A 12,138-nucleotide genomic window follows, 5' to 3' on the forward strand; every position below is an offset into this window, starting at 1 on the left:
TGCCACCTCGCACGGGCCCTTCGTCTCGTTGGCGGTTGGTTGTGTCTGGGTGCTCACGTGGATTGACCGCAAAGGTCGCCAAGAGCGCCAAGGGATTCGGCTCGAAACGCGTGAGCCCAGACGTACGTCCAGCCACCTGCATCGGCGGAGCGCAAAGCGCTGCCAATACTCAAACGACGCGTTCAAGTTGGGAGCGGGGCTGCCCTGAACTTGGCGTGCTTGGCGTGCTTGGCGGTTCCCATTTGAATTGTTCTGTGGGGGTTGAAGGGGTCTGCGCTGGTGCACCTCACCCCCAAAATGAACAGCTCAGGCGAGGAGGTCGAGGGCGCTTTGGCGGATGGCGAAGGCGGCGTTGATGAGTCCCACGTGGGAATAAGTCTGAGGGAAGTTGCCCCACTGCTCGCCGTTTTGTGGGTCGATGTCTTCGCTGAACAGGCCGACGTGGTTCGCGTGCTTGATCAGCTGCTCGCAAGCTTCAATTGCTTCCTCGCGGTAACCAAGCCTGGCTAGAGCCTCGGCGGCCCAGAAGCCACAAACCGTGAAGGTGCTGAGCGTCTCGCCGATGCCGTCGAAGTGATTGTAGCGCTTCATCAGGTAGCGATCGACGCTGAGCCGCTTGTAGAGCTCCCGTACGTGGCGCTCGGCGCGCGCGTCGCCGCGCTTCAGGTAGCCCATGTTGACCATCATGAAGAGCGAGGCATCGGCGTTGTTGTTCGAGGGGCTGGTGCTCTCGGCGTAGAAGCCGAGCTCCGGGCGGTAGCACTGCTCTTCGATGATGCTACGGGCTCGAGCCACCAGGCCCAGGGCGCGACCTTCGAGCGCCGGATCGGCGATCGATTTGCCGATGCGTGCTGACAGTGCGGCGCCAATCCAGTGGAAAAGCAATGGGAACGTATGAACTTCAGGTTCCGCACGGTACTCCCAGATGCCCGCATCGGGGAGCTCCATCGTGTGTTCGATGTAGCCGAGCAAGCGGTGCACCAGAGCCGCGCGGTGCTCGTGGTTGCCCTGGGTGTCGAAGCGTAGGTCCAAAAACTGGGGCGCGATGGCGGCGATGATCTCGCCGTAGACGTCGTTCTGCACTTGCAGGTAGGCGGCGTTGCCGACCCGCACAGGCTGGTTGTCGTCCTTGTAGCCGGCGAGGTGATCCAGCGTGCGCTCCGAGAGCCGAGACTCCCCGCTGATGCCGTAGACCGGCTGGAGCGCGGCGGTGCCTTCCGCGATGTTGTGGGCGAAGGAAACGAAGCGCTCCATCTCCTCGAAGTGCCCTAGCCGCCGCATCGCGTGCAGCGTGAAGTAGGTGTCCCGCAGCCAGCAGTAGCGGTAGTCCCAGTTTCGCCCAGAGCCCGCGTGCTCCGGGATGCTGGTGGTGGTGGCCGCGGTGATCGCGCCCGTGTCTTCGTACTGGTGGAGCTTCAGCGCGAGTGCTGAACGGATCACCTCGCGTTGGAAGATACCGGGCAAGTTGGTGTGTTTGACCCAGGTCTCCCAGTACTTGCGAGTGCGCGAGAAAAACGTCTCGCAGGTTTCCTCCAGCGCGGCCTCGAGGGGGTTGCCCCAGGTCAAAACCACATACGTTTCTTGAGTGAGCAGGAAGGGGCGCTCCTCGAGCAGGTAGGCGAGGGGCACGTTCGTCGTCAGGCGTAGCGGCCCACCGTCCACTTGCCACTGCACGTGGTTGCTCGCGACGTAGGACGCCGGAACCTTTTCGCCATAGTCGTAGACGGGGTGGCACGCGACCTTCACACTGGGGCGACCGTCCAACGGACGCAGGCGCCTCACCAGCATGTTTGGCTTGAAGGAGCGATCGTACTGCTTGTAGCGCGGCGCGAAGTCGATCAGCTCGAAACGACCCGACTCCGAGCTGAACACCGTGCGCAGGATGTTGGTGTTCGGCAGGTAGTCTTGCTCCGTTTGAAACTCGCTCTCGCGCGGTTGGACGCTGAACTCGCCGCCACGTTTCGAGTCGAGCAGTGAACCGAACACGAAGCTCGAGTCGAAGCGCGGCCAGCAAAGCCAGCTGACGGCGCCGCGATCGTCGATCAAGGCTTGATAAGAGCAATTGCCGATCAGTGCGTGTTTCACGGAGGATCTCTCAGGGGAGGTGGGGACGAGGCATGAAGGCGCTCAGCGTCTTTCACGCTGTCTAGGGCCTCGGTTGCAGACCCAGTGTGGCCTATGACATAAGCGACACTTCATGAGCAAAGCCAAGCTAATCGTCGCATCGGCTCGCCTGCCGGTAACGATGGCGAAGCGAGCCGACGGATGGACGGTGCACGCTAGCACCGGTGGTCTCGTCACCGCGCTGAAATCCGTCGCCGATCAACGCCCGTTCACCTGGCTCGGTTGGCCAGGCACCCACGTCTCAGAAGCCGATCGTGGAGCCGTTACGCGCGAACTCAGCCGCCACGGCTCCGCGCCAGTATTCATCGCAAAGAGCGATATTTCAGGCTTCTACGAGGGCTTCAGCAACCAGGTGCTGTGGCCACTGTTTCATGCGCTGAACGAGCGCATCCACTTCGATCGCAGCGCTTGGCGTGCGTATCAAAAGGTGAACGAGCAGTTCGCTGACGCGATCTTGGAGCAAGCTGGCCCCGGCGACGTCGTCTGGGTGCATGACTACCAGCTGGCTCTCGTTCCAGAGCTCTTGCGGCGCCGAGGTTTGGACTGCCCGATCGGGTTTTTCCTCCACATTCCTTTCCCCGCGGCCCAGACCTATCGCTCCCTCGCGGTGCGCGAAGAGATCCTGACCGGCTTGCTCGGCGCTGATTTGCTCGGCTTTCACAGCTATGAGTACGTTAGCCATTTCCGCGCGGCATGCTTGCGCGTGCTTGGTATCGAGAGCGATCCGAACTCGATTCGCTTGTCCTCCCACCGCGTGAAGCTCGGGATGTTGCCGATCGGTATCGACCCGGGGGAGGTGACGGAGCTCTGTCAGACGGAGGACGCGAAGAGCGAGCTGCAGCGCCTTTCAGAGACCTACGGAAACAAGCACATCGTGGTCGGCGTCGACCGCTTGGACTACACCAAGGGGATCCCGGAGAAGCTGCGCGCGTTCGAGGAGCTGCTCGCCCGCCACCCGAAGCTTCGGGACAAGGTGGTGTTAATCCAGATCGCCGCGCCTTCACGCATGGGCGTCCAGGAATACCAAACGCTGAAACGTGAGGTCGACGAGCTGGTTGGCCGCGTGAATGGGCGTTTTGGTTCCGCGTCACACACTCCCGTCGTCTACGTGAATCAAGCGTACTCACGGGCGCGCTTGGCGGGGCTCTACCAGGCGGCTGATGTCGCGCTCATTACACCGATTCGCGATGGCATGAACCTCGTGGCGCTGGAGTATATTGCCGCGCGGAGAGAACAGGGCGGTACCTTGATCCTCAGCGAGTTCGCCGGCGCCGCGCACTGCTTGCCTGGGGCGCGGCTGGTGAACCCGTACAACGTGGACCAGGTAGCCCACGAGTTGGCGCATGCGCTCGAGGGCCGCGTGGCTCGCACGAAGCAGCAGCAGGCGTTCGGGAACATGCTGGACTTCGTCGACAACAACACGAGCATGCGCTGGGCGAAGCGCTTCCTGGACCAGCTGGAGTCTGGAACGGAAGGCGCGCGAACCACCTTCAAGCGCTTGCGGGTCGACGCGGAGCCCCTCGCATCGCAAGTCCGCGCGGCAACGAATCCACTGATGTTGTTGGATTACGACGGCACCCTGCGGGGCTTCGTCAACGACCCGATGAACGCCACCCCCGAGCCGCGGATCCTGCAGACGCTGGAGAAGCTCTCGCAGCTCTGTACGCTCTACGTGATCAGTGGACGCCCGGCAGCGGTACTCGAGGAGTGGCTCGGCAAGCTGCCGATCGGGCTGGTTTGCGAACATGGGTTGGGTGTGAAGCCGATCGGCGGCGAATGGCACGACCGGGAGCAACCAAGCATCGAGTCGCTCAAGAAGGCAATCGACCCGTTGTTCAAGGACTTCGTGTCCCGCACTCCGGGCAGTCGAGTCGAGTACAAGCGGGGAGGGATCGCCTGGCACTACCGCGCCGCTGACCCGGAGTTCGGTGCCTTCCAGGCGAATGAACTGCTGCCGCTGCTGGCGGACGTGTTGAAGCGTCGCCCGTTCAACGTGCTCAAGGGGAACCGCGTGATCGAGGTGCGTCACGAGCAAGCCACCAAGGGCCGCGCAACCAGCGAGCTCTTGCGACGCCACTCAAAGGCGGATTTCCTCTTCTGCGCGGGCGACGACCGCACCGATGAAGAGATGATGGACGCCATCCCCAAGAGCTGGGCCTCCCGCGCCGTCACGTGTTGGGTGGGCAGCGCCAACAGCCGCGCGCAGTTCTGGGTGGAGTCGAACCACGCCTTGCTCGCGGAGCTGGAGCGTGTCGCGGCCCTCTGGGAAGCGCAGCGGAAGAAGCCCAAGAAGAGCCGCTAGGGTCCTGCCAGCCGTCGACGTCGGATCGAAGGGTCGTTTCAACGCCCGGCGCGCATCGACAAGCCCAGGCAACAGGGCTACATCCTTCTGGAGGCTCGAAGGTGTGAGGGCCCGAGCCACTTCATCGCCATGCGTTTCCGTCTGTTTGGATTTCCGGTTCAAGTCGAACCGAGCTTTTGGGTGATCGCGGTGTTGTTCGGCCTGAACACGGCTGCGGGCAGCATGGGCGCGCTGTTGACGGGCATGCTGATTTGGCTCGGCATCCTGCTCGTCTCCTTGTTGGTTCACGAGCTGGGGCATGCGTTCGCCGCGCGAGCCTACGGAGAGTCCCCACACATCGTGCTCCATGCCCTCGGTGGACGTACCGTCTGGTCGCCGAACTCGGAGCCCACGCGGGTCCAACGCGTCATCGTGACTGCTGCTGGGCCTTTGGCTGGCTACCTGCTCGCCGCGGGGGCGTTCGTCGCGCTGGTCGTTAGCGGTCAGGAGCTGCTTGGTGAGAAGGTGAGCATGACCGGGCGGGTGCTGAGCCAGCTCGCCATCCTCAACGTCTTCTGGTCGACGTTCAATCTGTTGCCGGTCATCCCCTTTGACGGCGGGCACATCGTCGCGGCCATCTTGGGGAAGGGGCGTGAACGCGTCGCTCTGATCATCTCCGTGGTGGTGGGTGTCCTAGGCGCGATCGCGTTCCTGGTCGGGAACATGATGTTTGGCGCCATCATCCTCGGCTGGGCAGCGGCCACGAACTGGATGAGTCTGCGTCGCCCAGAGCCTGCGCCGATCCCCAAGGAGGCGCTGCTGCAAATGCTGACCGAGGCTCGCAACGCCATGGATCAGGGACGGTTGGCGGAAGCCCACGCCATTGGGCGCGCCGTGTTCGAGGCGACTCCCGACGCGGACGTACGACGCCGTGCCGCCGAAATCGGCGCTTGGTCAGCTCTCCTGGGGGGTGACCCTGCAGCCGCCGAGCAGGTGCTCGAGCGTGCGCCAAAAGATCAGCCTCTGGATCCATACCTGCGTGCTGCAGTGCTCGAAGCCTCGGGTCAGGACCAGCGTGCGGTGGAGACGATTGCCCACGCTCGACGCGCGGGTGACACGCGTCTTGAGCTCGCTGCGCTCTACATCAAAGCTTTGCTCAAGGTGGGCGACTTCGAGCGCGCCGCCCGCGTCACCTTGGATATCTTCGACGACACTCCCAGTGATGACGCCCGGCGGGTGGCCCACGCTGCCCTCGACGGGGGTGCCGCGCTCGCGGCAGCGAGCCTGTTCGAGCGGCTCTTCGAGCGCACCGGAGTCGCGGACGACGGCGTGTCGGGGCTGCGGGGTTTCGTTGAAGCGGAGCAGATGGATGCGGCGCTCAGGTTGCTGAGGCAGGCGGTCTCGGCGGGGCTCGACCCAGAGCGCGTTCGCCACGACGATCGCCTTGGCGCGCTCCAGCGGGACAACCGCTTCGAGGACGCGCTGTCTGGGACCTAGGTCGTGCACTCGCTGCGCGCCCTATGACATCTCTTGCGCGGCACCTTGCATCCGTGACTCAACTTCACACCTGAAGCCACGGCTGTTTCCGCGCGAATCACCGCGTCCTCACGTGGCTGCTCATGCGTTGTCACGCTTTGCCGTTAGCGAGAGATGGCAGCGGACGAAGGCAAATTGGGGGCGTCGCAGTTGCGAAGGGCGAGGGAACCGAGGCGACGTCGGGGCGTGAGCGCCTTAGACATCCGGGGTGACGAACGCCCCGACTACAGCCGTGCGGTAGCGACTGCGGAAGAGATTGTCGGCACGACGCGTGCATTGCTCACTCGCACGCGGCTTGGAGGACCAGCTTGTTTGCCTGAATGGGAGCGAGGCTGGAACCCTTACAAACGCGATGACGCAACATCGATGAGGCGCGGAGAGCGCGCCCAAACGGAGGTCAAGGCAACATGAATCGGCGTTTCTTGGTGGGAGCTCTAGTGTGTACCGTCGCGGCGGGCGCTTTCGCGGCGCTACGTGGTGGGGACGCTCCGATCAGCGCGCCGCAGGCCATCGTCGCCGAGCCTTCGGAGGCGCCTGCTGTTGCCGTCAATCGCGCTGATGAAGCGAGCGCCAAGGCGGCTGATACGCGTCACGCCACGCGTAACAGTGACGTCACTCCCGAGCAAAAGCAGGCGGCTGACGACTTGCCCGCTGGCGCGAAGCCTGTGGACAACTCCGGCGCTTGCCCCCCCGAGATGGTGCAGGTGTCTGGTGAGTACTGCACCGAGGTGCGCGAGACCTGCAAGGAGTGGCTCGATGATCCCAAGCTGCCCTACGCCCGCTGCAAGGTGTTCGAGAAGTCCGAGTGCGTGGGCAAGCGCGTCAGCATGAACTACTGCATCGATCGCTACGAGTACACGAAGCCCGGTGAAGAGCTGCCGCTCAACCATCAGAGCTTCGTGACTGGCAGCAAGATCTGCAAGGCACAGGGCAAGCGGCTCTGCGCGGAGCAGGAGTGGAACTTCGCGTGCGAGGGCGAGGAGATGCGCCCGTACCCCTACGGCTGGGAGCGCAAGGCCGTCTGCAACCAGGATCGCGACGACCTGTACGAGATGAAGAAGGGACACCAGGTCCTCAAGGATCACCGTGAGAAGAGCGGCGAGCGCGACGAGTGCGTGAGCCCGTTCGGTGTCTACAACCTCGCTGGTAACCTCGACGAGCCCACCCTGCGTGAAGGCGCGACCCACAACTATCCCTTCCGCACGGCGCTCAAGGGCGGCTGGTGGATGGCGGCTCGCAATCGCTGCCGTCCCGCCACGACGGCTCACGACGACCACTACGAAGACATCCAACTCGGCGTTCGCTGCTGCTCGGACGTGCCCGGCAGCCAGGGCGGACCCAACGGCTGAGCGTCTCGCCAGACGTTCGAAGAGCCCAACATCCGGTCGGCCGAAGCCACCCGCGAGCAACTCGTGGGTGGCAAAATCGTGTCGTTTCCAGGCGAACTTATCGTCGCACCGCGTGCGTGCCAGGTGTCCGCAGTGCCTCAGATTTCCTGGATTCTAGACGTGCGTAGTGCATCAAATGTCGCCGTTAATGGCTTGATATAATTGGACTAATTCGGCGTATGCGTCGCTTACTTGAAACCTGAAGGTTCGTGACCTACAGGTCGCACTGGGTGTCACCAATCAGCCACGTGACCGAGGCGGTGCCTTGACATCCCTAGGGGCTCACGCAGAATCGCCTGGCTTTGCGTCCCATCCAGCTACCCCTCTGGTTGACGGTCGGAGTGTTCGCCCTGGCCGCCTGTGACCGCCCATCGCCTGAGCCGCGTGCCCTGCAGCTCGACGAGGCAAACCAAGCGTCGGAGTCCATCCCGCCGCAAGAGAGCGTTGAGGAGGCCCAGCCTCTAGCCAACGTCGCTCCGGCTCCCGAGGCGAAGACAGCGCCAGCCAGTGAGAGCGGGGAGTGCCCCGCGAACATGGTGCTGGTTGAAGGCGAGTACTGCCCGAAGGTGAAGCAGACCTGTCTGCGCTACCTCGACCCGCCAGGCCGCTTCGAGAAATTCCGCTGCGCTGAGTACAAGCAGCCCGCGGAGTGCGAGGGGCCGAAGAAGAAGATGAAGTACTGCATCGACCGCGATGAGTACGTCGCTCCGGGCAACACCTTGCCGGAGAGCCACAAGAGCTGGACCCACGCCGACCAGACGTGTCGCGCCCAGGGCAAGCGCGTGTGCATGGAGAGCGAGTGGAACTTCGCCTGCGAAGGTGAGGAGATGCGCCCGTATCCCTACGGTTTCAAGCGCGACCCCACCGCATGCAACGCGGATCACACCGACTTGGTCGACGCCGAGGGCAACCTCAAGGACCGTCGTGTTCCGCCGGGAACGTACAACCGCTGCGTCAGTCCCTTTGGCGTGCGTGACATGGCCGGAAACCTCGAGGAGTTCGTGACCATCGACGGGTCCACGCCGGCCCGCCCGGCCATGAAGGGCGCCTACTGGCAGCCTAGCCGCAACTTCTGTCGCGCGGCCCAGACGGCCCACGACCGCTACTACAACGGGACCGAAACCGGCTTCCGTTGCTGCGCCGACGTCGACTGAACTTCGGACAAGCGAGACGCAAGACGCGGGTTCTACACCGGAGCCCGCGTTTCTGCATTTCGCCCTGGGTTTTGGGGGAGAGGGAACAGCCACGGGAACACGAGACCCCGTGTTTGGCGTTCTGCGAAGCCATGGCAGGGGAACTCGACGGGCGGTGGCGTTGGGTGCTGGGAGGCGCTGCGGTGTGCGCTGCGGCGCTCCTAGGGCTGACCGGGCTCTTGGTGCTGCGTCAGACGCACTATCCGTATCAGGACCTGGTGAGCCGCCAGCTCAGCTGGGCCGCCGTGGGGCTCGTGGTCGTCGGGCTCAGCGTTTCGATCGAACCGAAGGCGCTGACACGATTGGCGTACCCGCTGGCTGCTGTGGCGGTGCTCGGCGTCAGCCTCGCAGCGGGTCTAAGCTCCCAAGCGTGGCTCCGCCCCGCCGACGTGTTGTGCGTGGCCGCGATCCCTGCTTTTGCGCGTTTCTCCGCCGAGCGGCAGAACCCCGCGAGCAGCCTTTCCGCTTGGCTGGCGGGCAGCATCTTGGGGCTGGTTGGGCTCAAGTTGCTGCTGAGTGCCGGACCTGGTGGGGCACTGATCTGGCTGGCATGCGGCGTCGCGGCGCTCTCCCTGGTGCGCTGGAGCGTGGCTCAACGCCTGAGCTTTGGCGCTGTGAGTTTGCTGGTTCTGGGTACGCTCGTGGCGCTCCTGCGTCCGTACCAGCTCGCGCGACTCAAGTACTGGTTGTTCCCGGGTGACGATCCCCACGGCGCAGGCTGGCGCTTCTTGGAGCTGCGACGCCTGTTGGCACAGGGAGGGCTCTGGGGAGCCGACGCGCCTTGGCCCACGCGTCACGGCGTCACGGCCTTCGAAGCGCCCTATGTGTTCGTTGGCAACCAGGCCGGATGGGTTGGGATGGCTGGCGTCGTGTTGCTCAACCTGGTCGTCGTCGGGGTCGCGGCCTGGATTGGACTCCGCGCCTCGAGCATCGAGTCGCGCGCGATCGGCCGCGGAGTCGCGGCGTTCTGGGGCGTGCACCTGCTGCTGGCTGCGGGGGGCAACCTCGGTTTGGTCCCGGAAATCGCGAATACTGCGCCGCTCCTGGGTTACGGGGGCTCAGCGGTCGTCGCGGCGTTGCTCTCTCTCGGGCTCTTGCTGCATGTGTTGCGTCGCCGCGAGGAAACACCAGATCAGCGTTTCGCGTAGGCTCGACTCTTCTAGCCCACACTCGGCGCATCCCTGCTAGCGTCTCGTGTATGCAGACGCCCTCTTCCCGGCACCTCGAGGCGCTCCCTCACCCCAAAAAACTCGAGGAGCTGTGTCGAGCTCTGGCAACGCTGGATGCGGTGATGTGCCAGGAGTGGGACGGTCGCTACTACTCTTTCAATGCGGCGTGGGCCGGAGGTCAGCGCATGGCTTCGATGCGTGACGGCTCCGGCGACGAGTTCTTCATCGTGTTCGAGGCGGGGCGGGCATTCATCAAGGGGTTCGCACACGAACGCAGCGATGCGATCCAGCGCTACAGTCTCGAAATCGCCAAAGCGCAGGTGCCCGAGGTCTTTGCTGCGTGCCTCGAGGAACCGGCGTTTACCCCAGACTACGCTTCGTTCGTGCTGTGGCACCCCGGGGGCGAAGCGGGATGGTCGGCGCTCGAGCTCGGGCTGCCCGACGCCGGTGATCCCGACGGATCCGCGGATCTGTTGGCGATCTTGGCGGGATCCCCGGAGCAATATGTAGCGTTCGCCGCGTGGTACTTCGAGTCCGAGGTGCCGCTAGCTGCGGTGGAGCGTGTTTACGGAAACGAGCCGCTCAGCAAGGCTCTTGTTCAGCAGTTGAACCCCGAGCTTGCCCTTGAAGAGATCCTGGAGGATCTCGAAGAGATCGGCTATCCGCTCGCGGGAAATCAGTAGTTCGCCAGGGTGTCTTCGGAGGCGATGGAGTCCTTGGCGGGTGCCGCAGCGATCCCCGCGGCAACGTCATCAGGCAGCTTGAAGTGCAGCTTCAGGTTGCGGTGGGCTGCGCGCATCGCAAAGTCCTCGCGCACGGCGGAGTTCTGGAACCAGCCGTGCCCAGCGGCGATCTGTCGAGCCTTGTGGGCGAGGCTGTCTTCGGGGGCGTTCTGCTCGAGGATCGTGGCGTACAGGGTGACGAAGCCGTCGCCTTCGTCCACGAGCTCCCAGAAGCGCGTTTGCATCGGGAAGTCCAAGGTGGACGGCGTCTGAACTTGCCAGTATCCGCGGTGCCCGGCAGCTGCTTCGGCGTCCGGCAGAATGACCTCGCTATCTGCGGTGTGGCTGTGGCCGCACAGGTGCAGGACCACGTTGTCGTGGCTTGCGAGCAGCGCCTCGACGTCGGCGCGCTTGTGCCCGCCGAGCTTGATCGACTCGGCCGCGTGGTGGCTTGCGACGAACACGATCTCGTGAGCTTGGTCAGCGGCGTCGAGCTCCTGCTGCAGCCACGCCCACTGCTCATCGTCAATGGCGCCCTCACTGCCTGGGATGTCGAGGGAGAGCGTGTTGAGGGCGATGATGCGCAGGGGCAGACCCTCCACGGGGTGGAAGCTATAGTTGCCTCGCCCGGCGTCGACGTCCTCTGTCGAGTAGCCGTGCCCGACGGGGTCCCCCGGTTCTGCGCTCAGGATCGAGACGAGCTCGGGCAAATCGGGGATGTAGCGATCGGGATCCGCGGGCGTGGGGCCCTGAGTGGTCACGTCGGCGTTCGGCGTGGAGCCGTCACGGAAACCCCCTTCAACGCCGGGCGCCGGCGCGATCCCGGCGAAGTATTCCAAGCCTTGAAAGACCTCGCTGCCTTTGGCGGCGTCCTGGACCTCTTGGCTGGCGTCGGCGATCCCGGTGTACTGCACCTCGTGATTACCGATGGTCACGTACCACGGCATTCCTATCCCTAGGGAAACGTAGGGGTCGTTGTAGTCGTTGCCGGGCCCCTTCACCGGGTCGTCGTCTTTGCCACTGTCTGGATCAATCGTGCCGCCCTCGAGGATCTTGAACACCCAGTCGAGCTCGTTGTACTGACCTCCGTCCGCCAGGTCGCCGGTGACGATGGTGAAGTCCAAGGGGCGCTGCAGATCTTCCATGATCGCCCGTACGGTGCGGACTTGGCTCTCAAACGCCTGGGTCACCAAGTGATCTTGCGGTCGATAGGTGCTGCCGATGCTCAGGCCGGTCACGCCTTCGAGGCGGATCGGGCTCTCTTCGTCGACGACCTGGGGATCCGAGGAGTGCCAGAAGAAGAGCAGGCTCCGACGAGTGCCGGATGTGTGGCTCTGCCAACCCGGTGCGAGTTCGTCGTGCTCGATCCAGGGCTCCCCAGGACCCAGCTCCACACCGAAACCCAGCTCCGTGTAGCGGTCGAGATCGTTGATTTTGAAGGTGCCGGCGTTGCGCTCAGCCAGGGTGCTGGCGGGCACTTCCTTCGGCCACCAGACTTGCTGCAGCGTGGTGTAGCGCTGCTCGGTGATTGGGTAAGCTGGTGCCTTGCTGCTGGCCTGAGACGTCTCACCCTCAGAGCCGCAGCCGACCATCGGCAGCCCAAATCCCAGCAGACACAGTCGACCAATCAGCCCAAGCCAAGCCGTACGCATCCCAAAAGGGTGCCACGGCGGCCAGCTTTTGTAACGACTGTGTGCCTAGAATGTGACGAAGCAGTGCTCTTCC

At 64.0% G+C, this 12,138-nt stretch carries 8 protein-coding genes; 6 read left to right on the forward strand and 2 right to left on the reverse strand.

Annotation, left to right across the window (positions count from 1 at the left end):
- Positions 1-306: 306 nt before the first annotated feature.
- The gene (locus H6718_15230; protein ID MCB9586752.1) at positions 307-2,085 is read right to left on the reverse strand and encodes a glycoside hydrolase family 15 protein; all 1,779 of its coding nucleotides are present in this window, start codon (positions 2,083-2,085) and stop codon (positions 307-309) included.
- 112 nt (positions 2,086-2,197) lie between these two features.
- Between H6718_15230 and H6718_15235 the strand changes: the two genes are divergently transcribed.
- The 6 genes from H6718_15235 (at position 2,198) to H6718_15260 (ending at position 10,374) form a co-directional block, all read left to right on the forward strand.
- Entirely contained in the window at positions 2,198-4,426 is a 2,229-nt protein-coding gene (locus tag H6718_15235) for a bifunctional alpha,alpha-trehalose-phosphate synthase (UDP-forming)/trehalose-phosphatase (protein ID MCB9586753.1), read from the forward strand.
- Between the two features lie 129 nt (positions 4,427-4,555).
- Positions 4,556-5,902, forward strand: a complete 1,347-nt coding sequence (locus H6718_15240; GenBank protein MCB9586754.1) for a site-2 protease family protein — start codon at positions 4,556-4,558, stop codon at positions 5,900-5,902.
- 446 nt (positions 5,903-6,348) lie between these two features.
- Positions 6,349-7,290, forward strand: a complete 942-nt coding sequence (locus tag H6718_15245; GenBank protein MCB9586755.1) for an SUMF1/EgtB/PvdO family nonheme iron enzyme — start codon at positions 6,349-6,351, stop codon at positions 7,288-7,290.
- 341 nt (positions 7,291-7,631) lie between these two features.
- Positions 7,632-8,483, forward strand: coding sequence for an SUMF1/EgtB/PvdO family nonheme iron enzyme (locus H6718_15250; GenBank protein ID MCB9586756.1), 852 nt, complete (start codon positions 7,632-7,634; stop codon positions 8,481-8,483).
- A gap of 131 nt (positions 8,484-8,614) precedes the next feature.
- Entirely contained in the window at positions 8,615-9,670 is a 1,056-nt protein-coding gene (locus H6718_15255) for an FtsW/RodA/SpoVE family cell cycle protein (GenBank protein MCB9586757.1), read from the forward strand.
- A 50-nt stretch (positions 9,671-9,720) separates the two neighbouring features.
- Positions 9,721-10,374, forward strand: coding sequence for a hypothetical protein (locus H6718_15260; protein ID MCB9586758.1), 654 nt, complete (start codon positions 9,721-9,723; stop codon positions 10,372-10,374).
- Here H6718_15260 and H6718_15265 read toward each other — a convergent pair.
- Positions 10,368-12,065, reverse strand: a complete 1,698-nt coding sequence (locus tag H6718_15265) for a metallophosphoesterase (protein ID MCB9586759.1) — start codon at positions 12,063-12,065, stop codon at positions 10,368-10,370. The genes H6718_15260 and H6718_15265 overlap by 7 nt on opposite strands.
- Positions 12,066-12,138 lie beyond the last annotated feature (73 nt).

It is taken from the genome of Polyangiaceae bacterium (assembly GCA_020633205.1).
Classification (GTDB): domain Bacteria; phylum Myxococcota_A; class Polyangia; order Polyangiales; family Polyangiaceae; genus JAHBVY01.

Bases quoted from the DNA above. Each gene is read 5' to 3' on its own strand.
- H6718_15235 (MCB9586753.1), top strand. From the start codon at position 2,198: ATGAGCAAAGCCAAGCTAATCGTCGCATCGGCTCGCCTGCCGGTAACG.
- H6718_15240 (MCB9586754.1), top strand. From the start codon at position 4,556: ATGCGTTTCCGTCTGTTTGGATTTCCGGTTCAAGTCGAACCGAGCTTT.
- H6718_15245 (MCB9586755.1), top strand. From the start codon at position 6,349: ATGAATCGGCGTTTCTTGGTGGGAGCTCTAGTGTGTACCGTCGCGGCG.
- H6718_15255 (MCB9586757.1), top strand. From the start codon at position 8,615: ATGGCAGGGGAACTCGACGGGCGGTGGCGTTGGGTGCTGGGAGGCGCT.
- H6718_15260 (MCB9586758.1), top strand. From the start codon at position 9,721: ATGCAGACGCCCTCTTCCCGGCACCTCGAGGCGCTCCCTCACCCCAAA.
- H6718_15265 (MCB9586759.1), bottom strand. From the start codon at position 12,065: ATGCGTACGGCTTGGCTTGGGCTGATTGGTCGACTGTGTCTGCTGGGA.